The organism is Nocardia transvalensis NBRC 15921, from assembly GCF_000308875.1.
Lineage (GTDB): Bacteria > Actinomycetota > Actinomycetes > Mycobacteriales > Mycobacteriaceae > Nocardia > Nocardia transvalensis.
The window spans coordinates 17587-41783 of sequence record NZ_BAGL01000004.1 but is presented as its reverse complement, the minus strand read 5'-3'; the positions used below and the strand labels follow the sequence as shown (position 1 = coordinate 41783).

Annotated in this window: 27 protein-coding genes and 1 riboswitch; of the genes, 10 read left to right on the top strand and 17 right to left on the bottom strand. The window is 68.3% G+C overall.

Annotation, left to right across the window (positions count from 1 at the left end):
* Positions 1-303 precede the first annotated feature (303 nt).
* Positions 304-1017, top strand: coding sequence for a hypothetical protein (locus ON41_RS39950; RefSeq protein ID WP_051160894.1), 714 nt, complete (start codon positions 304-306; stop codon positions 1015-1017).
* A 146-nt stretch (positions 1018-1163) separates the two neighbouring features.
* Here ON41_RS39950 and ON41_RS02575 read toward each other — a convergent pair whose 3' ends face one another.
* The 11 genes from ON41_RS02575 to ON41_RS02525 form a co-directional block, all read right to left on the bottom strand.
* On the bottom strand, positions 1164-1718 hold the full coding sequence (locus ON41_RS02575) for a TetR/AcrR family transcriptional regulator (protein WP_040744765.1): 555 nt from the start codon (positions 1716-1718) through the stop codon (positions 1164-1166).
* 104 nt (positions 1719-1822) lie between these two features.
* Positions 1823-2956, bottom strand: a complete 1134-nt coding sequence (locus ON41_RS02570; protein WP_040744763.1) for an LLM class flavin-dependent oxidoreductase — start codon at positions 2954-2956, stop codon at positions 1823-1825.
* Positions 2953-3753 (bottom strand): DUF1684 domain-containing protein, encoded by an 801-nt coding sequence (locus ON41_RS02565; protein ID WP_040744762.1) that lies wholly within the window; start codon positions 3751-3753, stop codon positions 2953-2955. The genes ON41_RS02570 and ON41_RS02565 overlap by 4 nt, the downstream gene beginning before the upstream one ends.
* Positions 3750-5114, bottom strand: coding sequence for an NtaA/DmoA family FMN-dependent monooxygenase (locus ON41_RS02560; RefSeq protein ID WP_040744761.1), 1365 nt, complete (start codon positions 5112-5114; stop codon positions 3750-3752). The genes ON41_RS02565 and ON41_RS02560 overlap by 4 nt, the downstream gene beginning before the upstream one ends.
* A 7-nt stretch (positions 5115-5121) precedes the next feature.
* Positions 5122-6198 (bottom strand): LLM class flavin-dependent oxidoreductase, encoded by a 1077-nt coding sequence (locus tag ON41_RS02555; RefSeq protein WP_174411283.1) that lies wholly within the window; start codon positions 6196-6198, stop codon positions 5122-5124.
* Complete coding sequence (locus ON41_RS02550; protein ID WP_040744760.1) at positions 6198-7820, bottom strand: dipeptide ABC transporter ATP-binding protein; 1623 nt, start codon at positions 7818-7820, stop codon at positions 6198-6200. Before ON41_RS02550 ends, ON41_RS02555 begins: the two co-directional genes overlap by 1 nt.
* Complete coding sequence (locus ON41_RS02545; protein ID WP_444543672.1) at positions 7817-8728, bottom strand: ABC transporter permease; 912 nt, start codon at positions 8726-8728, stop codon at positions 7817-7819. The genes ON41_RS02550 and ON41_RS02545 overlap by 4 nt, the downstream gene beginning before the upstream one ends.
* Before the next feature lie 106 nt (positions 8729-8834).
* Positions 8835-9794: an ABC transporter permease gene (locus ON41_RS02540; protein ID WP_040744759.1), complete on the bottom strand. Its 960-nt coding sequence runs from the start codon at positions 9792-9794 to the stop codon at positions 8835-8837.
* Positions 9791-10861 (bottom strand): LLM class flavin-dependent oxidoreductase, encoded by a 1071-nt coding sequence (locus ON41_RS02535; RefSeq protein ID WP_040744758.1) that lies wholly within the window; start codon positions 10859-10861, stop codon positions 9791-9793. Before ON41_RS02535 ends, ON41_RS02540 begins: the two co-directional genes overlap by 4 nt.
* 36 nt (positions 10862-10897) lie before the next feature.
* On the bottom strand, positions 10898-11668 hold the full coding sequence (locus ON41_RS02530; protein ID WP_040744757.1) for an amino acid ABC transporter ATP-binding protein: 771 nt from the start codon (positions 11666-11668) through the stop codon (positions 10898-10900).
* Complete coding sequence (locus ON41_RS02525) at positions 11665-12609, bottom strand: amino acid ABC transporter permease (protein WP_040744755.1); 945 nt, start codon at positions 12607-12609, stop codon at positions 11665-11667. The genes ON41_RS02530 and ON41_RS02525 overlap by 4 nt, the downstream gene beginning before the upstream one ends.
* A 12-nt stretch (positions 12610-12621) precedes the next feature.
* A riboswitch (SAM riboswitch) is annotated at positions 12622-12715 on the bottom strand.
* A 186-nt stretch (positions 12716-12901) separates the two neighbouring features.
* Here ON41_RS02525 and ON41_RS02520 point away from each other — a divergent pair.
* Together ON41_RS02520 and ON41_RS38755 are read left to right on the top strand one after the other, a co-directional pair.
* Positions 12902-13765 carry an SDR family oxidoreductase gene (locus ON41_RS02520; protein WP_040744754.1) on the top strand — a complete coding sequence of 288 codons (864 nt, stop codon included), beginning with the start codon at positions 12902-12904 and terminating at the stop codon, positions 13763-13765.
* Between the two features lie 152 nt (positions 13766-13917).
* A complete protein-coding gene (locus tag ON41_RS38755) occupies positions 13918-14511 on the top strand; it encodes a hypothetical protein (RefSeq protein ID WP_157185336.1) in 594 nt (197 codons plus the stop codon).
* Between the two features lie 63 nt (positions 14512-14574).
* On the opposite strand, the gene ON41_RS41305 is transcribed toward ON41_RS38755, so the two are convergent.
* The 3 genes from ON41_RS41305 to ON41_RS02505 form a co-directional block, all read right to left on the bottom strand.
* Entirely contained in the window at positions 14575-14745 is a 171-nt protein-coding gene (locus ON41_RS41305) for a hypothetical protein (RefSeq protein ID WP_157185335.1), read from the bottom strand.
* Positions 14732-15250: a flavin reductase family protein gene (locus tag ON41_RS02510; RefSeq protein WP_040744752.1), complete on the bottom strand. Its 519-nt coding sequence runs from the start codon at positions 15248-15250 to the stop codon at positions 14732-14734. The genes ON41_RS41305 and ON41_RS02510 overlap by 14 nt, the downstream gene beginning before the upstream one ends.
* 187 nt (positions 15251-15437) lie before the next feature.
* Positions 15438-16157, bottom strand: a complete 720-nt coding sequence (locus tag ON41_RS02505) for a DUF8020 domain-containing protein (protein WP_040744950.1) — start codon at positions 16155-16157, stop codon at positions 15438-15440.
* A gap of 284 nt (positions 16158-16441) precedes the next feature.
* Between ON41_RS02505 and ON41_RS02500 the strand changes: the two genes are divergently transcribed.
* From ON41_RS02500 to ON41_RS38750, 7 genes are all read left to right on the top strand, one after another.
* Positions 16442-17197, top strand: a complete 756-nt coding sequence (locus ON41_RS02500) for an ABC transporter permease (protein ID WP_246829435.1) — start codon at positions 16442-16444, stop codon at positions 17195-17197.
* Complete coding sequence (locus ON41_RS02495; RefSeq protein WP_040744750.1) at positions 17170-17943, top strand: ABC transporter ATP-binding protein; 774 nt, start codon at positions 17170-17172, stop codon at positions 17941-17943. The genes ON41_RS02500 and ON41_RS02495 overlap by 28 nt, the downstream gene beginning before the upstream one ends.
* A complete protein-coding gene (locus ON41_RS02490) occupies positions 17940-18938 on the top strand; it encodes an ABC transporter substrate-binding protein (protein WP_040744749.1) in 999 nt (332 codons plus the stop codon). The genes ON41_RS02495 and ON41_RS02490 overlap by 4 nt, the downstream gene beginning before the upstream one ends.
* A 15-nt stretch (positions 18939-18953) precedes the next feature.
* Positions 18954-20102, top strand: coding sequence for an LLM class flavin-dependent oxidoreductase (locus ON41_RS02485; RefSeq protein WP_040744748.1), 1149 nt, complete (start codon positions 18954-18956; stop codon positions 20100-20102).
* A 617-nt stretch (positions 20103-20719) separates the two neighbouring features.
* On the top strand, positions 20720-21169 hold the full coding sequence (locus ON41_RS43710; RefSeq protein ID WP_373281311.1) for a Scr1 family TA system antitoxin-like transcriptional regulator: 450 nt from the start codon (positions 20720-20722) through the stop codon (positions 21167-21169).
* Position 21170: 1 nt separating this feature from the next.
* On the top strand, positions 21171-21770 hold the full coding sequence (locus ON41_RS02480) for a DUF5753 domain-containing protein (RefSeq protein ID WP_157185334.1): 600 nt from the start codon (positions 21171-21173) through the stop codon (positions 21768-21770).
* A 124-nt stretch (positions 21771-21894) separates the two neighbouring features.
* On the top strand, positions 21895-22293 hold the full coding sequence (locus ON41_RS38750) for a helix-turn-helix domain-containing transcriptional regulator (RefSeq protein WP_051160891.1): 399 nt from the start codon (positions 21895-21897) through the stop codon (positions 22291-22293).
* Positions 22294-22856: 563 nt separating this feature from the next.
* Here ON41_RS38750 and ON41_RS02465 read toward each other — a convergent pair.
* Genes ON41_RS02465 through ON41_RS02455 form a run of 3 tightly spaced genes read right to left on the bottom strand, consistent with a single transcriptional unit; the run spans position 22857 to position 24080 of the window.
* On the bottom strand, positions 22857-23429 hold the full coding sequence (locus ON41_RS02465) for an HhH-GPD-type base excision DNA repair protein (RefSeq protein WP_040744943.1): 573 nt from the start codon (positions 23427-23429) through the stop codon (positions 22857-22859).
* Positions 23430-23454: 25 nt separating this feature from the next.
* Complete coding sequence (locus ON41_RS02460; protein ID WP_040744746.1) at positions 23455-23853, bottom strand: TA system VapC family ribonuclease toxin; 399 nt, start codon at positions 23851-23853, stop codon at positions 23455-23457.
* Positions 23850-24080 carry a hypothetical protein gene (locus tag ON41_RS02455; protein ID WP_040744745.1) on the bottom strand — a complete coding sequence of 77 codons (231 nt, stop codon included), beginning with the start codon at positions 24078-24080 and terminating at the stop codon, positions 23850-23852. Before ON41_RS02455 ends, ON41_RS02460 begins: the two co-directional genes overlap by 4 nt.
* Between the last annotated feature and the right edge of the window lie 117 nt (positions 24081-24197).

The following is a 24197-nucleotide window of genomic DNA, read 5'->3' as shown; positions in this document are numbered from 1 at the left end:
CTCGGGATCAGCGACCACTCCGCAGTGTACTCAGCAATGCGCAGCCGCGTTCCGGAGTGCGGGGCTGCCAGAGTTCCGAGGCCCCACAGAAGACGGCGAGGCCCTCGGGCCGCTGGTGGGCCCGGGCACCCCGGCGCGACGAATCACTACCGCCGCTGTCGGACGTCATCGCCGCGAGCAGCGCCGTTACCTCGAACCGCGAAGTGCCCACCGGCGTAAACTTTCACCGCGACCTGAGTTACTGATACAGCAGATCAACTCGAATCGCCGTGACGGAGAAGCAGTCCCGGGGGAACCAGACGCATGTATGAGGCCGACGACGAAATCAACCGGATTCTCGCCCAGCAGGTGGGCTGGTCGCCGTTCGACGATCATCTGCTGTACACGTGCGGGGTTGTGGAGTTCTTGCGAGACGGGCGATTGAGCGAGTTGCCGCCCCGGCCGACCCGGGTCAGGTTGGAGCACGGTGAACTGCCGCTCGCCGAGGGCCCTGCGGTGTGGTCCGAGTGGCGCCCCGCCGGCGACGGCAGCTGGAACCGCAACCAGGTCTCCGCCTTCGGCTCACTCGGTTTCGTCGCCGCCGCACATCTCGGCAACGCCGCTCTGAACCGCAGCCGACGCCACCGAGCCGAGCAGGCCAGGCAACCGCGATGGATCGCGTCTCCGCCCGCTATGGCCGTCATCTCCGACCGCCGGATATTTCTCGCCGACTCCAAACAGTCCTGGTCCGTCTACTGGTCGGGCTTGGACCAAGTAGATCTCCTCGCCCCCGACCGCCTCGGCTTCAAATACTCCTCCGCCGACAGCAGCAGGCCAGTCACCGCTCAGGTGCACTGCCCTTGGGCCCCACTGATATTCGTAATCGCGGCCTACACCAACTTCCCGAACCACCCGACACTGCTCTCCGGCACCTGGCTCCCCCCGAACTTCGAAGAAAAGTGTCACCTCGCGGGCAAACCATGCCCGAACGTACGCAACCCCCCAGGGAGGGAACACCACGGCGGGGAAAGCTTTTAACCAGCCAAATGCGGGGACGCGCAACCACGTCGATGAGCACAGACGAGCTGATGGAACTCCTCCGCACCTCTATCGCACATCGAATTTCGAGCGGGCGCTAGCATCCAGGATGCAATTGCGAATAGTCCACAACCTTCCCCAGTCGCCTAAATCCGCGCGACGATATCCAAGGCTATTCGGGTTGCGGCGGTGTGGCTTTGCTCGTCGTCGAGGTTCAGGTCGCCCATCATGGAGAGGCTCCAGCTGATGGCGAGTAGGGCCTGGCGGGCGTGGAAGATTGCCAGTGGGGTGGGGTTGTGGGCGGTCATGAGGTCGGCGAGGACTCGGAATTGGTAGCGGAGGCTGGTGCCTATGCCGAGATCGCGGAAGGCGGACTGGTTTTCGGCCCAGAAGCGGATCATGTCCTTACCCAGGTCGTGCAGTAGGGCGCCGTAGCGCAGCACGATCTCCTCGGCCCGTTCCCGGCCGGGCGGCGCGGACTCACCCCACTCCACGATCTCGTCGACGCCCCGGCGCAGATCCTCCGACAGGCTCGCCACGATGTCTTCCTTGGTCCGGAAGTGGTAGTAGAGAGCGGCTTTGGTGACCCCGAGCCGTTCGGCGATCTCGCGCAGCGAGGTCTTCTCGTACCCGCGCTCGGCGAACAACTCCATGGCCGTGACGCGAATACGTTCCCGGGTGTCGCTGCGACGCCTGTCCATCGAGTCCCTTCGATTGCTTGACGACCGGCAAGCGGAAGTCTAGCCTCGCCGGGTTGCTAGCCGGTCAGCAAGTCGATTCGTCGGGAAGAAAGGCCGGCCCGTGCTCAGGCTGCGCGGATGTGCGACAACCCCCATTTCCGAGCCAGCAATTGATGCGAGGTCAGACGGTCCTCGTGCCGGTGCGTCACCGACGTCACGACCAGTTCGTCCGCGCCGGTCAGCTGCTGCAATGCTGTGAGGCGGCGGGCGACGCTCGCCGGAGTGCCGACGAACTGGGTTGTCACGCGGTCGCGCACCAGGCGCTGTTGCTGATCGGTCAGCGGGGCGGTGGTGTCCGGGTCCGGATACCGCACGGCCCCGGACCCGCTGCGGATGCTGTACACCCAGTGGCCGTAGGTGGACGCCAGATGCTTTGCCCTCGATTCGTCCTCGGCGACAACCACATCGGCGGAGACCACGAGATACGGCTTCGGGTACCGCGCCGACGGGCGGAACGACTCCTTGTAGGCCGCAACGGTTTCCAGGATGGTGCCGGGCGAGACGTGATAGTTGGCCGCGAAGGGCAGGCCGAGCCGCCCCGCCAGCCGCGCGCTCTCACCGCCGCTGGAACCGAACAGCCACAGGTCCACCTCGGCGCCCTCGCCCGGAACGGCGTGCAGCGCGATACCGTCCGCGGTCTCGTAGCGGCCTTCCAGCAGCGCGCGGATCTGTTCCACCTGCTCCGAGTAGTCCACAGCCTCCGCGCCGGGCAGCAGCAGCGCCTCGAACGAGGCCGCCAGCCGGGAGGTGTCGAGCTGCTGTCCCGGTGTGAACGGCGGCGGGATCACCACCCCGTCGCGCACCTGCGTCGGCCCCTCCGGCGCGGAGACCGGCTTGACCCCGGCCGAGCGCAGCTGCGCCACGCGGTGCGCCGACCGGCCGAGACCGAGATCCAGGCGACCGGGATACAGGGCGTCGATCGTTCCGAACGACTCCACCACCGAGGCCGGGGTGTGATGTCCCAGCTGCACCGCGGCCGAGCCGACGCGAATCGTCTCGGTGGCCGCGGCGATCAGCGCGATCAGGGTCGCGGTCGCGGAGCTGGCGACCTGCACGAAATGGTGCTCGGCGACCCAGTACCGCCGATATCCCCAGGATTCGGCGCGCTGGGCGAGGTCGATGCTGTTGCGCAGGGCCTGTTGCGGCGTCGATCCCTCGCTGACCGGCGACAGGTCCAGGACCGATAGCGGAATGCTCATCTCGCGACCTCCGGGGTCTTCTCGCCCGCCTCGATCGCGACGGCGAGCCGGTTCTCGCCGGGCGCGACGGGGCAGGTCGCGTAGTCGGTGAAGGCGCACGGCAGGTTCTGCGCCCGGTTGAAGTCCAGCACGACACCGCCGTCGCCGTCGGGCACGCCGAGTTGCAGGATGCGCGCGCCCGGATAGGTCGTGACGCCGCTGGTGCCGTCCGTGAACAGCAGGCGCAGACCGGTCGTCGCCTCCCCGAACGCGATCACGCGATGGTCCTGTCCGTCGAACGAGAAGGTGACGGTCCCCGCGGCCGAATGGTGGTGTTCCAGACCTTCCACCACCGCGCCGGTGGTGACGGTGCGAGCGGTGTCGTACGGGGAGAATGTCCCCCGCACGACCCATTTCGAATCCGGTTGGTAGGCGGGGATTCCCGTGAACCCGGCCAGCGTCGGCGCAGCGGGATCGTGGACGCGCAACGCGAATTGCCCGGTGCGCCGGATCACTTCGATACTTCGTTCCCCGGCACGGATCGTCAGCCCCGGCGCGCCCTCACCCGGAGTGAGTTCGGCCCGGCCGGAGATCACCTCTCCGTCGAGAGTGAGCCCGTCCGCGGCATCGGCCGTGACGACCACCTCGTCACCGTCGACCCGCCACGTCCCCGGCAGCCCCTCGACCGTCTCGTCCTGGCCGCCGAGCCAGTGCAGCCCGGTCAGGCTCAGCCAGCCGAGCGGTTCGCGGGCCCAGGCCTCGCGCTCGGCATGCCAAGCGTGCCACTGTGTTTCGAAATCGGTGACGGTTGCGGTCATGACGCCCGTACTCCTTCGCTGCTCTCGTGGGGATGGCGCAGACCCAGGTGCTCGCGCAGGGTCGTGCCGGTGTACTCGGTCCGGAAACTGCCGCGTTCCTGCAGTTCCGGGACGACCTTGTCGACGAATTCGTCCAGCCCGCCGGGAGTGAGATGCGGGACCAGGATGAATCCGTCGGCGGCGTCGCTCTGCACGTAGCGGTCGATCTCCGCGGCCACCTCACTCGGCGAGCCGACGAACTGCTGCCGCGCGGTGACCTCGATGATGAGTTCGCGGATGCTGAGGCCGTCCGCCTCCGCGCGGGCCCGCCACTGTTCGGCGACCGCGCGTGGATCTTTCGCGTGCCGCACCCGGCCGCGCGTGATGTTCACATTGTCGGCGGGGTCCACGTCGGGCAGCGGTCCGTCCGGGTCGTAGCCGGAAAGGTCACGGCCCCAGACCTGTTCGAGGAAGGCGATCGCCGTCCGCGGACCGACCTGCTGCCGCCGGATGTGCCGCGCCCGCTCCTCGGCGTCGGCGCGGCTGTCGCCGAGGACGAATGCCGCGGCGGGCAGGATTTTCAGCTCGTCGCGGGTGCGCCCGTATTTCGCGAGCCGGTTCTTGACGTCGGTGTAGAACCGCCGCCCGTCCCCGAGTTCGCCGTGGCGGCTGAAGACGGCATCGGCCTTGGCGGCGGCGAATTCGCGGCCCTCGTCGGAATCCCCCGCCTGGATCTGCACCGGGTAGCCCTGCGGGCTGCGCGGCAGCACGAACTGGCCCTCGATATCGAACTGGCTGCTGTGCACCGATACCGCCGGAGCGGGTTGCGCGAAGATGCCGCGTTCCCGGTCGACCAGCAGCGCGTCCGCCGGCCAGCTGTCCCACAGCGCGCGGGTGGAATCGACCACCTCGGCCGCCCGGACGTAGCGGTCGCCGTGGTCGAGATAGCCGCCGCGCCGGAAGTTCTCGCCGGTGAAGGCGTCGGAGGAGGTGACGGCGTTCCACGCGGCGCGGCCGCCGGACAGGTGGTCCAGCGTCGCGAACTGCTTCGCCAGCTCGAACGGTTCGTTGAAGGTGGTGTTGATGGTCCCCGCCAGCCCGAGCCGGGTGGTGACCGCGGCCAGGGCGTTGAGCACGGTGAAGGTGTCCGGCCGCCCGACGACGTCCAGATCGAAGATGCGGCCCCGGTGTTCGCGCAGCCGCAGCCCCTCGGCGAGGAAGAAGAAGTCGAACAGTCCGCGCTCGGCGGTGCGGGCGAGGTGGACGAACGAGTCGAATTCGATCTGGCTGTGCGATTCCGGATCGCTCCAGACCGTGGTGTTGTTGACGCCCGGGAAATGAGCGGCCAAGTGAATCTGCTTGCGTACCTGGTTCTTCGGCATATCGTCCTCAGGCGGTGGCGTAGCGGTTGGCGGGGCGCGGCAGGCCGAGCCGGTCGCGCAGGGTCGGGGCCAGCCGCGGGAGCTGAGCGGTGAACGCGGCCAGCGCCAGCGGGCGCAGCACGACGCCGTCACCCGCGCACTCGCCGCGCACCTCCTCGATCAGCGTGCGCAGCGATCCCGGAGTTCCGATGTGGCGCAGCGACTCTCGTGGCCTGGTCGGCGTCCACGCCTCGAGCTGGGCGACATCCAGTTCGGCGTTCTCCTCGGTCGCGGCGAGGTGCACATCGATATCGATCAGCACCCGAACCAGATTCGGGTCACGCCCGGCCGCCGCGATCGCGCCGCGCAGTTCGCTACGGGCCTGTGCGGCCGCCGGCAGATCGGGCGCCGCGATCCGGATCAGGTCGGCGCGGTGTACGGCGACCCGGGTGCTGTGCGGGTCGGCGACGCGGACGGCGATCAGCGGCTGGGCCTGCGGCGAGCGCGGTGTGATCGACGGCCCCTTCACCGAGAAGTGCTCCCCGGCGAAGTCGATGTAGTGCAACTTGCCGCGATCGATGAAACGCCCGGTCGCGACATCGCGGATCTCGGCGTCGTCCTCCCAGCTGTCCCACAGCCGGGTGACCACCTCGACGGCGTCGTCGGCCTCGCGCCACAGCGAGCTTTCCTCCTGTTCAGCCTTGCGCCCGAACAGCGTCGACTGCCCGCGCGACACCGCGACCTCCCAGCCCGCCCGGCCGTGGCTCGCGAAATCCAGGCTGGCCACGGCCTTCGAGACATGGAACGGCTCGGTGTGGGTCACGGGCGCCTGCGGGATCAGCCCGATCCGGCGGGTGTCGGCGGCCACCCGGGCGGCGATGCCCACGGCTTCCAGCCGCCCGGTCGCGCCCTCGGCTTGCAGCGCGAAGGAGTCGGGCAGGAAGGCGAAGTCGATACCGGCGGCGTCGGCGACCCGCACGGCCTCGAGCCAGTACCCGGCGGTGAACAGCTCCTCCGCGCGCGAGTCCGCGCGCCGCCAGGACGCGGGATGCGTTCCGGTGCCCGGGAATTCGACGCCGAGCAGCAGCGGATTCGGCAAGGTCATCAGGCCGTCCTTTCGATCGGAGTCGCGCCCGCGCCCGGCACGGCCGACAGCAGCTCGCGGGTGTATTCGTGCCGCGGCGCGGCGAAAAGTTCGGCGGTGCGCGCGGTTTCGACGATCTCGCCGGACCGCATGACCGCTACCCGGTCGGCGATGCGGCGCACCACGGCCAGGTCGTGGGTGATGAACAGGTAGCTCAGGTCGAGATCGCGTTGCAGGCGTTCGAGCAGTTCGAGGATCTGCGCCTGCACCGACACGTCCAGCGCCGACACCGGCTCGTCGAGCACCACCAGATCCGGATGCAGGGCCAGGGCGCGGGCGATGGCGACCCGCTGCCGCTGACCGCCGGACAGCGCGCCGGGCCGCCGGTCCGCGTACTCGGCGGGCAGCGCGACCTGGTCGAGCAGTTCGGCCACCCGTGCGCGGCGTTCTCGCCGGTCGCCGATACCGAAGGCGCGCAACGGTTCCGCGACGGTCTGCGCGATGGTCAGCTTGGGATCGAGGGAGGCATAGGGATTCTGGTAGACGACCTGGATGCGTCGGCGCAGTTCCCGCAGCCGCCCGCCCCGCAGACCACCGATGTCCTGCCCGTCGAAGGACAGGGTCCCGGCATCCGAGGGTTCGAGCCGGGCCACGATCCGCGCGGTCGTGGTCTTCCCGGAGCCGGATTCGCCGACCAGCGCGAGGGTTTCGCCGCGGTCGATGTGCAGGGAGGCGTCGTTCACCGCGGTGAGAGTGGCGCCGGGGCCGATCCGGAAGGTCTTGCGGACCGACGCGGCCGACAGCAGCGGGGAGGCCGCCGCGGGGCGTTCCGGCCGGGTGGCGGTGTCCATACTAGGCACCGCCGACAGCAGCCGGCGGGTGTACTCGTGCCGCGGGTTCGCGAGAACCTCGGCGGTAGCGCCGGTTTCGACGATCTCGCCGCCCCGCATCACCGCGATGCGATCGGCGCGGTCCGCCGCCACGCCCAGGTCGTGGGTGATCAGCAGGACCGCGGTGCCCGATTCGGCCGTGCGGGCGGCGAGGTGGTCGAGGATGCGGCGCTGGACGGTGACATCCAGGGCGCTGGTCGGTTCGTCGGCGATCACCAGGTCCGGGGCGCAGGCCAGCGCCATGCCGATCAGCACGCGCTGGCGCTGCCCGCCGGACAGGTCCTGGGGATACTGCCGGGCCCGCAGTTCGGGCCGGTCCAGTCCGGCGTCGGTGAGGATCTGTTGCGCCTGTGCCCAGCCCGTCCGCCGGGTGGCGCGACCGTGGACACGCAGCGCCTCGGCCACCTGATCGCCGATGCGCAGCACCGGATTCAGCGAGGTGCCCGGGTCCTGCGGCACCAGACCGATACGCGCGCCGCGCAATTGGCGCAACCGGCGGCGCGGTGCGTCATCGATGCGTTCGCCCGCGAAGTGGATCCGCCCGCCGGTCACCGTGCCGCCGGTCAGCAGGCCGATCACCGCGTGGGCCAGGGTCGATTTCCCGGAGCCGGACTCGCCTACCAGGGCCACGGTCTCCCCCGGCGACACCGTCAGCGACGCTCCCGCGACCGCGGTGGTGACCGCGTCGTCGCCGCGGTACTCCACCCGCAGGTCGTCGATGCGCAGCAACGGTTCCCGCGCCTCGGCGCTCATCGCGCGCCGTCCCGGGCGACGGTGCGGCCGAGATGCTGCGCCGACAGGACGACGGCCACGATGACCAGGCCGGGCAGGGTCGTCATCCACCACGACGTGGCCAGGTAGTTGCGCCCCTCGGAGATCAGCGACCCCCATTCCGGCGTCGGTGGCGTCGCCCCGTAGCCGAGGAAGCTCAGCGAGGAGACCGCTAGCACCGCGACGCCGAATTCCACGGCGGCCAGCGCGGCCACGGGCGCGTACGCATTGCGCAGGATATGCCTGACCAGCACTGCGGGCCATCGCACACCACCGGCGAACGCAGCCTCCACATACTGTGCGCGGCGCACCCGCAGCACCTCGGTCCGCATGACCCGCGCGAACCGCGCGACCAGCGCCACACCCACCGCGATCGCCACATTGCGGGTACCGAACCCGAGCACCGTCACCAGCGCCAGCGAGGTCAGCAGCTCCGGAATCGACAGCAGCACATCGACGAGCCGCATGATCGCCGCATCGACGACCCCGCCGACAGCCCCCGCGACCAGCCCGATCAGCGTGCCGAACACGAGACCGATCAGCACCGCGCACACGGTCGCCGTCAGGGACAACCCGGCCGCGTGCACCACCCGGGTGTAGATATCGCGCCCCAGATTGTCGGTCCCGAACCAGTGACTGCCACTGGGCCCCCGCAACTTCTCCGCGGGCACACCGACCAGCGGGTCCCTCCCGGTGAACACCGACGGCACCACCGCCCACCCGAGCACCACGACCAGCACCAGCCCCGCCAGCACGGCAAAGACATTGCGCCGCAACACCCGCACAACTCGTGCGGCACTTTCCCAGAGCGCTCCTGACCCACCGTTCTCCCCGCGAGTACCCGCTCGCCCACCATTTTCCCGGCGTGCTTTTGGCCGGGATCCCCCCAGCAGGCGCAGTGGATTCCGGCCAAAAGCACGCCGGAAAAACGGAAAGGGGGATTTGGTGGGCCGGGACGGCGGAGGCTCTGTCGAGGGAGGAAGCGTTGTCGCGGACTCAGGCATGAGCGCTCTCCTTGGTCCGGAAGGCCTGTGCGACTCGGGGATCCAACACCGGGTACACCAGGTCGACGGCGAGGTTGACCAGGACGAAGGCCAAGGCGGTGAGCATGACGATGCCCTGGACGACGGGGATGTCCTGGTTCAGAACGGCGGTCTGGGTCAGGCGGCCCAGGCCGGCTCGGGAGAAGACGGTTTCGACGATGACGGAGCCGGCGAGGACCGTGCCGACCCATATCCCGGCGACGGTGAGGGCGGGGGCGACGGCGGGACGGAGGACGTGGCGCAGCTGTACCCACCAGCGCGAGGCGCCCTTGGCGAAGGCCACCTCGACGAACGGCTGCCGCCAGGTCTGGGCGAGGCTGGTGTAGAGCACCTGCGCGATCACCGCGCCGACCGGGATCGCGAGGGTCACCGCGGGCAGCACCGTGCCCTGGAGCCCGGTACCGCCGAAGGCGGGCACCAGCCGCAGCCGGAACGAGAACAGTTGCAGCAGAAGCAGTCCCACCCAGAAGGTAGGAGCCGACGCACCGATGGGCGGCAACGCCGTGAGCAGTCCACGCAGCCAACGCCGTTCGGTATAGGTCGCCGCCAGCGCGAGCGCCGTCCCGAACACCACGGCCAGCGCCAGCGCCAGCCCGGCCAGAGCCAGCGTCGCGGGCAGAGCGTCACCCAGCGCCCCGGTCACCGTCTGCCCCGTACTCAGCGATCGGCCGAGATCTCCCTGCACCGCATGGGTCAGGGCGGTCCAATACTGCTGCCACACGGGCTGATCCAGCCCGTACCGCGCACGCATCTCGGCGATCGCGGCGGGATCGACCGGCGTTCCCGGCGTGGCGCCGGCCGCCAGCTCGACCGGATCACCCGGCAGCAGGTACAGCACCGCGAACGAGGCCGTGAACGCCGCCCACAACACCCCGATCGCTTGCAGCACACGCGAACTCACATACCGGGTCATCGCAGGACGGCCCCCTCGTACCGCCCGGCGCCCAGGGCCCGGCTCGGAATCCTCTCACGCAGTGCGGGAGCCACCTCGGCCTGAAACAGCTCGAGACTCTCGCGATGCTGCTTGTCGGTGAACCCGTCCCCGTCGGCGGACGCGTGGATCACCTCGTGCCCGAACCGTTCGTGATAGCGCGACACCTTGTCCAGCACCTGCTGCGGGCTGCCGATCAGCGCCGAACTGCGCGCGACGAAATCCTCTGCGGTGTCGAAGACGACGGGCAGGCCGTGCCGTCGCGCGAAGGCCCGGCGCGCCTCGAAGATCGGCCGGTACGCTCGCAGCGCGTCCTGCGAATCACGGGTCACGTAGAACCCGGCGGTCCCGGCCCCGACCAGCGCCTCGGCCGGATCGTGCCCGTAGGCCGCCCACCGCTCCCGATAGTGTTCCACCAGTTCGGCATACGGCTCGATCGGATAGGTGACATTCGCCGAGAACAGCGGATCGCCGTAGCGCGCGGCCAGATCCACCGAATCCCGGCTGGTGGCGCTGCCGTGCCAGATGCGCAGGCGCTCCTGGAGTGGCCGCGGCAGCGCCTTGGCCGCGGTCAGCGACGGCCGGAAGCGGCCGCTCCAGGTGACCTCCGCGCTGTCCCACAACTGCCGGAACAGTTCGTAGCCTTCGCGATTGCGGTCCCACTGATCGTCGGCGGTGACGTGGAACAGCTGGGCCTGCGCGGCGCCGTTGCCCTTGCCGATGATCAATTCCAGCCGCCCGCCGGACAGGTTGTCCAGCGTCGAGTAGTCCTCGAACGCCCGCACCGGATCCAGCAGGCTCAGCGTCGTGACGCCGGTGAACAGCGCGATCCGCGAGGTCACCGCGGCGATGTGGCTCAGCACCACCGGCGGCGCGGAGGAGATGAACGGGTCCTCGTGGCGCTCCCCGACGGCGAATCCGTCGTAGCCGAGTTCCTCGGCCAGCCGGGCGCTGTCGACCACGCGCCGCAGCCGCCGCGCGGGCGTCTCGACCGCGCCGGTCACGGGATCCGGCTGGTGGGTGATCAGCGTCAGGAGCAGGAATTTCATGCGGCGACCGCCTCCTCGAATCGGTTCCCGCCGCGCTCAGAGCACATGCGAGAGAAAGGCTCTGGTGCGCGGGTGCGCCGGATTGTCGAACACTTGCCCGGGCGGGCCCTGCTCGACGATCTGCCCGGAATCCAGCAGCACCACGGTGTCGGCGATCTCGCGGGCGAACCCGATCTCGTGGGTGACGATGACCAGGGTCGCGCCGTCGCGGGCCAGCCCGCGGATCACTTCCAGAACCTCGCCGACCAGCTCCGGATCCAGCGCCGAGGTGGGCTCGTCGAACAGCACCACCGCCGGGCGCAGCGCCAGCGCCCGCGCGATCGCCACCCGCTGCTGCTGCCCGCCCGAGAGCCGGCGCGGATACTCCTCGGCCTTGTCGGCCAGCCCGACCCGCTCCAGCAGTTCCCGCGCCTCGGCCCGCACCTCGTCCCGGGGGCGGCCCTGCGCGGAAATCGGCGCCAGCGCGACGTTGTCGAGCACGGTCAGGTGCGGGAACAGGTTGAAGTTCTGGAAGACGAACCCGATCCGCGACCGCTGCCGCAGGATCTCGCGTTCGCTCAGCTCGTGCAGTGTGGCGCCCTTGCGCCGGTAGCCGACCAGGTCGCCGCCGACCCGGACGGTTCCCGCGTCGACCTTCTCCAGATGGTTGATCACCCGCAGCAGCGTCGACTTCCCCGATCCGGAGGGCCCCACGATGACGGTCACCTCGCCCGGCCGCACGGCCAGATCGATACCGCGCAACACCTCGTCGGCCCCGAAACGCTTTCGCACCCCGCGGATTTCGACGGCGTACTCCCGCTCGCTCATCGGCGCTCCCCGGTGATCTCGGCGATCTTGCCGCGCACGCGCTGCCAGGGCGTCGGCGGCAGTGCGCGCTGGCTGCCCTTCGCGAAGTGCCGCTCGATGTAGTACTGGACGACGGTCAGCACCGTGGTGAGCACGATGTACCAGACCGTGGCCACCATCAGCAGCGGCACCACCCGGCCGTTGCGGCCGAAGATGACCTGCACCTGGTAGAACAGCTCGGCGATCGCCATCACCGACACGATCGAGGTGCCCTTGAACAGGCTGATCACCTCGTTGGCCGCGTTGGGCAGGATGCCCCGCATCGCCTGCGGCGCGACGATGGTGAAGAACTGCCGCCGCCACGGCAGGCCCAGCGATTTCGCCGCCTCCAGCTGTCCTGGATCCACGGAGATGATGCCGGCCCGGATGATCTCGGCCGAATACGCCGCCTGGTGCAGCGCCAGCCCGATGACCGCCGCGGTGAAGCCGCTGATCACGCCGTTCACGTCGAAGGTGAGAAAGGCCGGGCCGAACGGGATTCCGATGGACATCCGCTTGTACAGATAGGCGATGTTGAACCAGAACAGCAGCTGCACGATCAGCGGGATGGACCGGAACGCCCACACGTAGGTCCATGCGATCACTTGCAGCACAGGTATTTTCGACAGCCGCGCCACGGCCAGCCAGATGCCGAGCAGGAATCCGAACAGCGTGCCCCAGAAGGTCAGCTCCACGGTCACCTTGACGGCCTCGAGGACCGAGCGGGCGGTGAAGTACCGCGCGAACGTCGGCCAGTCCCAGCCCGGATTGGTGACCAGGCCGTGCGCGAACTGCGCGACCACCACCAGCGCCACCGCGCCGGTCAGCCAGCGCCACGGATGCCAGGTCCGCGCGACGGGTAACGCATCCTCGTCGTCCGCCGGAACCGCGCGGGCGCGGTCGGCGGCAGCCAGTGTGCTCATGGAAATCGCGATCCTCCATCGGTCCTGGCGGTAGCACCCGCACCCGGCGAGCGGGGGGTTGCTGCGGTCTCGTCGAGCCAGGTCTCTCAACCGCTCTGGATGGGTGTTTCCGACGGTAAAGGAGTCTCTACCGGGTGTCTGCACTCCCGATCAGCGTGAATCCAACTGTTGGCAAGCGGTTTTCCCGAGCGGCGGCGGGGAATCGCCGCAACGAGAGCAACCCTGTGTACGGCATTGTTCGCAATACTCTATTGTGAACACCGTTGTTCTTATATCGGCGAGGAGATCGCACATGAAAGACCTGACCGGCCGGAAATGCCTGATCACCGGCGCGGCCAGCGGCATCGGCCGGGCCACGGCACAGACCGCGGCGCGCGCGGGGGCGCACCTGGTCCTGACCGATATCGCCGAGGCGGGATTGCACGAGACCGTGCGCCTGGTCGAGACCGGCGGTGGCCGGGTGCTGGCGGCCCAGGCGCTCGACGTCTCCGACTACGACGCGGTCACCGCCTGGGCGGAGCGCGTGCACGCCGACCACGGCAGCCTCGACGTGGTCATGAATATCGCCGGCATCTCCACCTGGGGCACCGTGGAGAATCTCGAGCACCGGCACTGGCGGTCGATCATCGACGTGAATCTGATGGGGCCGATCCACATCATCGAGAACTTCCTGCCGCCGATGGTGCGGGCCGGGCGCGGCGGGCACCTGGTCAACGTCTCCTCCGCCGCCGGACTGCTGGCCCTGCCGTGGCACGCCGCCTACAGCGCCAGCAAGTTCGGGCTGCGCGGGGTGTCGGAGGTGCTGCGCTTCGACCTGGAACGGCACGGCATCGGCGTGAGCCTGGTGGTGCCGGGCGCGGTGCGCACGCCGCTGGTGGGCACCGTGCAGATCGTGGGCGTCGACCGCGACGATCCCCGGGTGCGGAAGCTGACCGGGGTGTTCGAGGGCCACGCGGCCACGCCGGAGAAGGTCGCCGACCGGATCCTCGCGGGCATCCGGCGCAACCGCTTCCTGGTGTACACCTCGTTCGACATCCGGCTGGGCTACTGGTTCGCCCGCAAATTCGCGCTGCCCTACGAGATCGCCATGCGGCTCGCGAACCGGCAGTTCAGCAAGCTGCTTCCCGAGCCGGACCGGACATCCGCGGGGGCGTGACGCGCCGCCGAACCGACCGGACACCAGGGTTTTGCTTGCGCGGCTGCGATATTCGTGGCTCAATCCGAATGGACGTGGCAGTCGGAGCGAGCGGGGGACCACCGGTGATCACTCGGCATTCGCACCACTGGTCGCCGACCGGAGAAGCGGACATGGTCGAACTGCGGGATCTGGTATCGGGACGGGTGGTGCACATCGTGCGCCCGGACGAGGCGGAGTTACCCGGTTCGCTGCTCACCGACGCCGAGGACCTGGTGTTCCGGTGGGCCGGTCTCGGCACGCACGCGCAGGCCGATTCGGAGATCGCCTCCGTGGACACCGACGCGATGCTGCTGGCGCTGAGCTGGCTGTGCGCGCTGTGGGCGGTGGTCTGCGAGACCCGGCTGGGCAAATCGGCGGGCAATATCATCCGCGACCTGGACTATCGCGGCGGCTGGCGCACCATCAACACCGCCGAGGAGGCCAGCCTGTGGCGCAGCCTCACGCAGCGGGTGCGGCTCGGCGCGCTGGCCGCGCTGACCGAGGATCCGCGAGCGGTCGAGTCCTATCAGCGGGCCTGCACCGACCCGCCGGAGATCGGCCCGGCGCTGTTGCGGCACACGCTCATTCACCTCGACGCCTTCAGTCAGGACATGCAGCGGCACGACCTGCCGGCGCAGGGCCTGGCCGCGGCGGTGGTCGCGCACACCGAGCCGCTGAACGAACCGCGTCGCAGGTTGTGTTTCCGTCCGTCGCAGCCGCTCTGACGTAGCGATTTCCCCCGTGATGCCTTGCCCCTCATTACTTTCCAGGCATCGCGGGCCTTCGCGCTAGAGCGGCGCGACCCCCACCACCGCGCCGATCCAGCTGAGGTTCACCCAGTCCCACGCCCGCCGCGACGCCTCGTCCGCCGGCACGGACGTGGTGTCGAACAGCTCTCGCAGCCCGCGCGGCACTCTCGGCAGGGTGAAGGTGAACTCCCCCGGATCATCCGACTCCATTACGGGCCTCCTCCGGATGCAACCGCCGGAAGCGACTGCCGTGGAAGACCAGCGGGTCGACCTCCGCGGGCGTCGCCAGCCGCCGCACCCGCACGATGACCACGTGGTGGTCGCCCGCGGGAACCTGCGTCTCGATCACGCCCTCGAGCCACGCCGAGGCGCCGTCGACGAAGACCGCGTGCCCCGCGCCGCGATGCAACTCCAGGTCGCGGAACCGGTCGCCGTCCTTCGAGCTGAGCGAGCGCGCGGCCGCGTGCTGATCGGTGCCGAGCAGGCTCAGCCCGAGATAGCTCGCCGCGGACAGCCGGGGCCAGGTGTTCGAGCTGTTCTGCACGCAGAACGACACGAGGGGAGGATCCAGCGACACCGGCACGAACGTGCTGACCGCCAGCCCGTACGGCGTCCCCGCGATCTCGGCACAGACCGCGACCACCCCGCTGGGGAAGGCCGCGAAGGCGCGGCGTAAACCTACGCCGTCGGCGGGGATCTCGTGCAGTTCAGCCATGACTCACCAGCTCGATCTCGGGGTACTTCGGGCGCCAGCCCACTACATCATCATCGCCGTGCGCGATGCCAGGGTTTCGATCGCGGCGATCGCATCGCCGGAGCCGCAACGAGATACGACCGAACCCCGCCCGGCACGGCCTCCGGGCGGGGTCGGCGTCCCCCGGTGTTCCACCGGGTCTTCCCACCTACTTCGCCGGCGCCGCCGGCGCGGCCGGAACGAACGGCTGGTTGATGGTGGTGAAGTACTGCGCCGCGGCCAGGACCGCCACGGGGGCGGTAACCAGCAGCTGGCCCGCGAGGGTGCCCAGCGCGCCGACGGCGATGATGCCACCGAGGCAGCCGACGGCGGCGGCCGGAATGAACGCGCCGAACAGGCCGACGATGGCCGCGGCCGCGACGGTCGCGCCGGCGATACCGCCCAGGACGCAGCCGATCGCACCGCCGGTAATGCCGCCGACCAGGGTGCCGATGGTGGCCCCGGCGGTGATGGTGCTGGTCAGACGAGTCCAGGCGGCCACTTCGCGGTCGTAGGGCGTCTTGAACGGAGCTTGGTCCTCGAACGGCAGCGCCACCGGCTTGTAGGTGGCATGCGCGAGATCGAGCTGCGGGGTCAGCGTCGCGGTCCGATCTCGGATTTCCGCGGCGATCGGAAAGACGAAATCGTCCACCCGGAAAGACAATTCGGTGCCGGCGACGGTTGTCCCGTCCGCGGCTTTGATCTTGAATACGCCGTTTTCCGCGTCGAGTGACCCGGCATCCGTCGAAATGATCGTGGATTTCTCGGTGGTCGTCGCCTGGTAATTGACGACCCCCTCATCGGACGGCTCGGCATGGGCCGTACCTGCGGAGATACCTATGGCCGTGGTCACCAGGGCGGCGACCGCGGCGAATTTCCTCATCTTCACCAGCTTGTTCCTCATCATCAGGCGGCGGATTCGCCGGAATCGCCGCGACGGCTCGGGCAAACCTGCGGCGACGAGGGCCAAGTCTCAGGGAGTTCACAGCGATTTGTCAGTTGTAAGAACCAGGCAGATTTCAACCGGTGACGGCACGCCTCGCCGCGGGCATTATCGGAGCCTGGGCTGCCGACCGCTCGGCACCGCCGACACAGTCCGCTACCAGTGCACGAGGTTTTGCGTTGTCTTCACTTGCCCTGCGGTCCGCACCCGTTCGACTACCGCGAATACATGTGGCCCGCTGGGCGCGCCTGATCAGTCCGGTGGTGATCCTCGTCGCCTGGCAACTCGCCAGCGCGACCGGCGTCCTGCCCGAACGGCTGCTGGCCGCGCCGATCACGATCGTGGACACGGCCATCGACCTGCTCCGCGACGGCACCCTCCAGCACGCGATCTCGGTATCGCTGGGCCGCGCGGCCATCGGCTTCGCCATCGGCGCCGCGCTCGGCGTCGGCCTGGCGGTACTCGCGGGGCTCAGCCTGCTCGGCGAATACATCATCGACCCGCCCCTGCAGATGCTGCGCACGCTGCCGTTCTACGGGCTGATCCCGCTGCTGATCCTGTGGTTCGGCATCGGTGAGCTGCCCAAGATCGTGCTGGTCGCCTTCGGCGTCGCGGTCCCGCTCTATCTCAACACCTTCGCCGGGATCCGCGGCGTGGACGGCAAACTCGCCGAGGTCGCGCGGGTGCAGGGACTGTCCAAGCTCGGCACGGTGGGTCACATCGTGCTGCCCGGCGCATTGCCGCAGACGCTGGTCGGCCTGCGGCAGTCACTGGGGGTGGCGTGGCTCGCGCTGATCGTCGCCGAGCAGGTGAACGCCGACGCGGGCCTGGGTTTCCTGATCAACGACGCCCGCGAATTCCTGCGCACGGATGTCATCGTCGTCGGGCTGCTGGTCTACAGCGTGCTCGGCCTGATCACCGATGCCGTTGTCCGGCTGGTCGAAAGGAAGGCGCTGGTATGGCGACGCGGATTCTTGGGGAACTGAGGCCGACCGTCCCGGAGGAGGATTCCGGTGAGCGTCCCGTCGCTCGAATTCACAAGCTGACCAAGGCCTTCGGTGACCGGACGGTGCTGGACGGCATCGATCTCGATATCGCGCGCGGCGAATTCGTCGCCCTGCTGGGCCGCAGCGGCAGCGGCAAATCGACGCTGCTGCGCGCCCTGGCCGGACTGGACCGCGATCACGACGGCGAGCTGACGGTGTCCGGCGATGTCGCCGTCGCGTTCCAGGAGCCGCGGCTGGTGCCGTGGAAACGGGTGCGCGCCAATGTGACCCTGGGCCTGCGGCACGCCGATCCGAAGGCCGCGGCGCGGGACGCGCTGGCCGAGGTCGGGCTGAGTGAGCGCGCCGACGCCTGGCCGCTGACGCTGTCCGGCGGCGAGGCGCAGCGCGCGTCGCTGGCGCGGGCGCTGGTGCGCGATCCCGAACTCCTGCTGCTCGACGAGCCTTTCAGCGCCCTGGACGCGTTGACCCGCATCACCATTCACAGCCTCGTGCTCGAGCTGTGGAAGCGGCACCGGCCCGGTGTGCTGCTGGTCACCCACGACGTGGACGAGGCCCTGTTGCTCGCCGACCGCGCCCTGGTCCTCGCCGGCGGGCGCATCGCGCACGAGGTCCGCGTCGACCTGCCCCGTCCGCGCCACCGCGACCATCCCCGCTTCGCCGCGCTGCGGCAGGAACTGCTGACCGAACTCGGCGTCAGCACGGCCGAACTCGAAGGAACCGCATGATCAACCGCCGCCTCTTCGCCGCCCTCGCCCTCACCGCGCTGGTCGCGACCGCCTGCGGGACCGACGACAAGGACGCGGCGGTGCAACCCGACGGCACCGTCGACCTCGCACAGGTGACGCTGCGGGTCGGCGACCAGAAGGGCACCGCGCTACAGGCCCTGCTGGAATCCTCCGGTGAGCTGAAATCGGTGCCCTACAAGATCGAATGGTCGCAGTACACCGCGGGCGTGCCGATGCTCGAGGCGATCAACTCCGGTGCGGTCGATGTCGGCGGCGTCGGGAATTCGCCGCCGGTCTTCGCGGCGGCCGCGAAATCCTCGATCAAGATCGTGACGGGGTACTACGCGGGTGTGGCGGGGCAAGCCGTTGTCGTGCCGAAGGATTCGCCGCTGCGCGCTCCCGGCGATCTGCGCGGGAAGAAGATCGCGGTCACCAAGGGGAGTTCCGCACACCATCACCTGCTCACACTGCTGACACGAAACGGCTTGTCGTTCAAGGATATCGAGCCGCAGTACCTCCAGCCCGCCGACGCCCTGGCGGCATTGAGCACCGGCCGCGTCGACGCCTGGGCGATCTGGGATCCCTATACCGCCCAGGCCCAGCAGCAGGCGAACGCGCGCATTCTGGCGGACGGGGAGGGCCTGATCAACGGCGATTCCTTCTACGTCGCCGGAAACGGTGCGCTGGACAGCAAGTCGCGGTCGGCGGCGCTGCGCGATCTGATCGGGCGCATCCAGCGGGCGCACGCGTGGGTCAACGATCATCCCGAACAGTGGGCCCAGGTCTTCGCACAGCAGACCGGCCTGCCGCCCGACGTGGCGCTGCTGTCGGTGACCCGCAACAAGTATCGGGACCATCCCCTCGACGCCGCGACGATCGACGGCGAACAACAGGTCGCCGACGCCTTCTCGGAGGCGGGACTCATACCGCACAAGGTGACGATCCCCGACTTCGTCGACACCCGATTCAACGACCTCTTCCCCACGGCCTCCTGAAGGGAGCAGTTTCGAATGTCCCTGTCGTTCCACTGGTTTCTGCCGACCTACGGTGACTCGCGCGATCTGATCGCGGGCGGGCACGGCACCAAGATGTCCGGCGACCGGCCGGCCTCGCTGCGCTACCTCAACCAGATCGCCGGCGCCGCCGAGGAGAACGGCTTCGAGGCCGTCCTCACCCCGACCGGCCTGTGGTGCGAGGACGCCTGGCTGACCACGGCGATGCTGACCGAGACCACCGAGACGCTGAAGTTCCTCGTCGCGTTCCGGCCCGGTCTGGTGAGCCCCACGCTGGCCGCGCAGATGGCGGGGACCTTCCAGCGGCATTCGCGCGGACGGCTGCTGCTCAATGTCGTGACCGGCGGCGAACCGCACGAGCAGCGCGCCTTCGGTGATTTCCTGGACAAGGAGCAGCGCTACGAGCGCAGCGGCGAGTTCCTGCACGTGGTGCGCGAGCTGTGGCGTTCGCGCGAGCCGTTCTCGTTCGAGGGCAAGCACATTCACGTCCAGGACGCGCTACTCAACAACCACCCCGACCCGCTGCCCCCGATCTTCTTCGGCGGCTCGTCGGAGGCGGCCGGGCCGGTGGCCGCCCAGTACGCCGACACCTATCTCACCTGGGGCGAACCGCTCTTCGCGGTCAGCAAGAAGCTGGAGTGGATCCGGCGGCTCGCCGTGGACCACGGCCGCAAGCTCGACTACGGCCTGCGCATCCACGTCATCACCCGCGACACCTCCGAACAGGCCTGGGCCGAGGCCGACCGCCTGCTGGAGGCCGTCGACCCCGCCGAGATCGAGCGCGTGCAGACCAGCCTGGCGCGCAGCGAATCCGAGGGCCAGCGCCGCATGCTCGACCTGCACGGCGGCTCCACCGAACGCCTCGAGATCGCGCCGAACCTGTGGGCGGGCGTCGGCCTGGTCCGCGGCGGCGCCGGCACCGCCCTGGTCGGCTCCCACGAGGAGGTCGCCGAACGCCTCATCGAATACTCCCGCCTCGGCATCAACCACTTCATCCTTTCGGGTTATCCCCATGTGGAAGAGGCGTACTGGTTCGGCGAGGGCGTCCTCCCCATCCTCCGCCGCCGCGGCCTGTGGAAACCCACCTCCCACCGCGAAACCCAAGTCTCCGTCCCCTTCGCCACCGCCCGAGCCAGCAGCAGCTGACCCGTCGGCGGCCACCCCGCCGACCCGATAGCGAAAGGCCCCGGTAGAACACCGGGGCCTTTCGCTGTTCATCCACCCTCCTCGCGCTCGATTCGCTCCCGAATCTCCTTGGGAGACTGCCCTTTCGGCACCCGCTGCGGTCAGAACACGGCCCCGGCCCAGACGACCAGCGGAATCCCGACGACTACCAGCAGCCCCAAGTGCCAGTCGACCTGGTTCACGAAGCCTCCGCCTCCGCATCACCCTCGCACTCCTCCTCCGGTTGGACGTCCGGCGTGTAAAGCTCTAGGTACACACCGGGATTCACATCCTCCGCATCCCCGCACCCACGAAGCTCCAACACCCCACCCGGAAACTCGAAGATCCTCGTACGCCAATTCATCTCGACCCCTAGGCCTGTGGATAGAAGTGGATGGAAGGCCACCCGGGACCGGGACAACTCCGCCGGAACCGGGTGCCGGGTCCGACGCTACGAAGCAGCAAGTCGACGAGCGAGAACTTTGCTCGAGTTTGATGAACAACTTCCGATCTGTACACACCCATCACTAAGCCGAGCGAATATATCCGTGTCACGGAAAATCCGTGCATAGTGTCAAGACAGGGGGTTACGGCTATGCATCTCGAGTTCTTGGGCCGAGGAGGGTCGGACGACGGCGGGTGTCCCTCTCTACCAGCGGGATCATCGTTTTCATTTCGTCCTGTGCGAGCAGGCGTTGTACACAACCGTCGGCAATGACGCCATCATGCGAGGGCAGCTCGACAGACTGGCGGCGATTATCGGGATGCCTCGCATCACGCTGGGGATAGTTCCGCCACAGCCGAGGCCATCGTTGTGTCCACGAGCTTCTCGATGTACGACACACGACTCGTCATGGTCGAAGGCACCGCGGCCGAACTTACGATCACACAGCCCAGAGAGATCCACCTACGGTCGGGCATTCAATGTCCTCGCGTCGCAAGCAATTACCGGCGAAGCCGCCAGAAATCTGATCCGTACGGCGATCAGCATCCGGCTCGACCAGGCCGTTCACTCCCCCGAACTCCACAGACACTCCCAAGGTGAATGAGATGACTTACACCCAGTGGCAAGAGATGTGCGCAACAGGGCTCGCCCCACTCCAAAGGTCTTTGATCACCGAAGAAGCGCGCGACCGACTGAACCGAACATGGCAACCCGACATCATTATCGGCCTGCTCCAAACCGAAGCGTACGCGCGAGCAATCTTGTCTGCCTGCATCGCTGTCCTGGATCTGCCCAACGATCTCGAGGAGACGGTCAGCGCCCGGATGGAACGGCAGCGGCTACTGGACGAAGACGGCCGCTCCTTCCGATTCCTCATCGGCGAAGCGGCACTGTGGAGAACTGTGGGGACTCCTGCGGTCATGGCCGAACAACTCGAGCGGCTCCACGATGCGACGGCCAATCCACGAGTGAGCCTCGGAATCGTCCCGTTGGCAGCCGAATACCGAGCACCGGCCAACGGCTTCGTGATCCAGGACTCCCGGGTGGTCTCGACAGAGACGGTAGGAGGCGAGATCGTCAGCGACCAGCCCGCGGACATCGCCCTGCACGAGAAGACATTCGAGATACTCGAGAATCAGGCCGTATACGACGCCAAGGCCAAAGACCTGATCGGAAAGGTTCGAGCGTTCCACCTGACACGCTGACTCCGCGCGCCGGGGGTCGGCAATGGCGGAGTGATCTACATCGACCCCCGGCTGGCGCCACCACTCCAGCTTGCGTAACATATATGGTACGCACTGCACGTGCCGTGAGAGGAGGCGAGCGTCAATGACTGATCGGAGCGTCTTCTGGGACGATCTGTCGGAGGACCTGAAGGACCCCGAATTCGTGCGCGAGTTCGTTCTGGAGTCGATTCGCATCAAGACCGTCGACTCGATCATCAACGCGCTGGATGACGCACGGGCCGAGTCACAGCTCTCCAAGGCTCAACTGGCGAGAGCCGTGGCGATCGAGCCGGCCACGGTACGGCGCCTGCTCAGCGCGAAGGGCAATCCCACACTGCGTACGGTGTCCGAGCTAGCCGCCGCCGTGGGGCTCCGGCTGACCTTGGAACCGCTCCCCGAACCGGGTCGAGAAGCCCTGGTCGATGCTTTGGTCGCCGGTAAGGTCGACGACCTGGCCGGCCTGGAGAGCGCTGTCGAACAGTTCGACCACGCCGCCCACTAGGCAAGGGATCGCGGGTTCGTCGCAAAGTACTCGTCGCCCAGCCCACGAACCCGGTCATAGTCCGCTGTGGAGAGCACGGTCCGGAGGGGCTTGCTGAGGCCTGTGATAACAACCAAGAGCGGGGTGCCCCGCCCTTCGGCGTCATAGTCGAGGCGACAGAAGACACGGTGGTGGGTGCGGTTGGCGTCGCAGCGAACTTCGAACCATCCGGTCATGTCGCCGTGCATCGCTTCCCAATAACCGCCGCCGGCGAATCGCTTGGGCGGAGCCTTGGCTACGGCGATCAGTACAGCCCGGACCTCCGCCCTGACTTGCGCCGGCAACGCTTGGATGTAGTCCCGCCCTGGGACTTCGCCATCGGCGCGACGAAAGTACACAACGTCGTGATGGTCGTCCGACGACGGCCTGGCCTGCGCTAAGACGCGACTTCGCCGCTTGGGGGTACGGCCACTCCCACGAACTCGCTTGTCAGGCGACATCGCTCGATAGTGGCGTCACCTGCCAGGCATCCGAAATCGGCGACGGTGTGTCTGCACGACTCCCCGGGAGCCGACCGTGGTTACCTACTTCTTCGCCGCCGCCTTGGCCTTCTTCTTGAATTCCCTTACCTGGGTGAGGGATTCGGCATCGGTGACGTCGGCTACCGAGCGGCGGGAGCCTTCTTCGCCGTAGGGGCCGGCGGCCTCGCGCCAGCCGTCGGGGTGGACGCCTAGTTGTTTGCCCAAGAGGGAGAGGAAGATTCGGGCTTTCTGGTCGCCGAAGCCGGGGAGGGCCTTGAGGCGTTTGAGGACTTCCTTGCCGTCGGGGTCGCCGTCGGTCCAGAGGTTGTCGATCTTGCCGTCGTAGTTCTCGAGGACGTAGCGGGCCAGGTCCTGGACGCGGCGGGCCATGGAGCGGCCGTAGCGGTGGATGGCGGGCGGGGTGGCGCCGATCTCCTCGAATTCCTCGGGGTCGGTCTCGGCGATGCGGCGGATGTCGAAGCCGTCCATCCGGTCGGCGAGCTTCTGCGGTCCGCGGAACGCGTGCTCCATCGGGAACTGCTGGTCCAGCAGCATCCCGGTCAGCAACGCGAAATTGTCGCTCGACAGCAGCTTGTCCGCCTCCGGATCCTGCGCCAGGCACAGTTTGCGACTCACCATGCCGTCGATCATCCCACCTTCGCTATCCGGACTTCAGGAGGTCGACGACATCGGCGTGCACCGCCGCCAGCCCCTGGTCGAACGTGGCGAGGCGGGCCTGTCGTGAGCGTGCGAGCTGCGCGAGGTAGGCGTCGGTCACCTGGCGATGTCCGGCAACGGGATTCATCCGGACCTCGGAGTAAGGCAGGGCGTCCGGCCAGAACTCGTGGCGTTCGTGTCCGGTTACTCCCGCCAGAACATCCATCGCGGTCCGTGCGGACTGGCCCTCGCGGAGCAACAGGCGCAGCAGGCTGCCCTGCGTTATCGGGCAGGTCGAGAAGCTCTCGGCCGATCCCCCGAACCACTCTTCGGCCGCATCATGATGCACGTGATCGGCGACCACCAGCGCAATGAGGACATTGGCGTCGAGCAGGACCGTCACTCGTCCTCCAGCGACCGGACGTCCTCGGAGGTGACCACCTTGCCGAGGCCGATCGTGGGGAGGCCGGTCTTGGCGCTTCTGTCCAGGTCACCCGCAGGTGCGCTGGCCTGATCCAGCCCGCGCCGGATGAGGCAGGTGACGGTCTGGCTCAGCGTTCGATGAGCGTCGTGAGCGATCGACATCACCTGACGGTGCAGATCCTCGGGGAGATCGATCGTAGTGCGCATCAGTGCATCTTATCATCATGATTCAGTGAACACCCCCTTCTCGTACCGGCGGGTAGGTTTCGATCGCGCGTAGGGTGACCGCATGCCTGACACTATGGCTACATCCACGGTGGCAAC

Coding starts and splice junctions, on each gene's coding strand:
- ON41_RS39950 (WP_051160894.1), top strand. CDS start 304: ATGTATGAGGCCGACGACGAAATCAACCGGATTCTCGCCCAGCAGGTG.
- ON41_RS02575 (WP_040744765.1), bottom strand. CDS start 1,718: ATGGACAGGCGTCGCAGCGACACCCGGGAACGTATTCGCGTCACGGCC.
- ON41_RS02570 (WP_040744763.1), bottom strand. CDS start 2,956: ATGAGCATTCCGCTATCGGTCCTGGACCTGTCGCCGGTCAGCGAGGGA.
- ON41_RS02565 (WP_040744762.1), bottom strand. CDS start 3,753: ATGACCGCAACCGTCACCGATTTCGAAACACAGTGGCACGCTTGGCAT.
- ON41_RS02560 (WP_040744761.1), bottom strand. CDS start 5,114: ATGCCGAAGAACCAGGTACGCAAGCAGATTCACTTGGCCGCTCATTTC.
- ON41_RS02555 (WP_174411283.1), bottom strand. CDS start 6,198: ATGACCTTGCCGAATCCGCTGCTGCTCGGCGTCGAATTCCCGGGCACC.
- ON41_RS02550 (WP_040744760.1), bottom strand. CDS start 7,820: ATGAGCGCCGAGGCGCGGGAACCGTTGCTGCGCATCGACGACCTGCGG.
- ON41_RS02540 (WP_040744759.1), bottom strand. CDS start 9,794: ATGACCCGGTATGTGAGTTCGCGTGTGCTGCAAGCGATCGGGGTGTTG.
- ON41_RS02535 (WP_040744758.1), bottom strand. CDS start 10,861: ATGAAATTCCTGCTCCTGACGCTGATCACCCACCAGCCGGATCCCGTG.
- ON41_RS02530 (WP_040744757.1), bottom strand. CDS start 11,668: ATGAGCGAGCGGGAGTACGCCGTCGAAATCCGCGGGGTGCGAAAGCGT.
- ON41_RS02525 (WP_040744755.1), bottom strand. CDS start 12,609: ATGAGCACACTGGCTGCCGCCGACCGCGCCCGCGCGGTTCCGGCGGAC.
- ON41_RS02520 (WP_040744754.1), top strand. CDS start 12,902: ATGAAAGACCTGACCGGCCGGAAATGCCTGATCACCGGCGCGGCCAGC.
- ON41_RS38755 (WP_157185336.1), top strand. CDS start 13,918: ATGGTCGAACTGCGGGATCTGGTATCGGGACGGGTGGTGCACATCGTG.
- ON41_RS41305 (WP_157185335.1), bottom strand. CDS start 14,745: ATGGAGTCGGATGATCCGGGGGAGTTCACCTTCACCCTGCCGAGAGTG.
- ON41_RS02510 (WP_040744752.1), bottom strand. CDS start 15,250: ATGGCTGAACTGCACGAGATCCCCGCCGACGGCGTAGGTTTACGCCGC.
- ON41_RS02495 (WP_040744750.1), top strand. CDS start 17,170: ATGGCGACGCGGATTCTTGGGGAACTGAGGCCGACCGTCCCGGAGGAG.
- ON41_RS02490 (WP_040744749.1), top strand. CDS start 17,940: ATGATCAACCGCCGCCTCTTCGCCGCCCTCGCCCTCACCGCGCTGGTC.
- ON41_RS02485 (WP_040744748.1), top strand. CDS start 18,954: ATGTCCCTGTCGTTCCACTGGTTTCTGCCGACCTACGGTGACTCGCGC.
- ON41_RS02480 (WP_157185334.1), top strand. CDS start 21,171: ATGACTTACACCCAGTGGCAAGAGATGTGCGCAACAGGGCTCGCCCCA.
- ON41_RS38750 (WP_051160891.1), top strand. CDS start 21,895: ATGACTGATCGGAGCGTCTTCTGGGACGATCTGTCGGAGGACCTGAAG.
- ON41_RS02455 (WP_040744745.1), bottom strand. CDS start 24,080: ATGCGCACTACGATCGATCTCCCCGAGGATCTGCACCGTCAGGTGATG.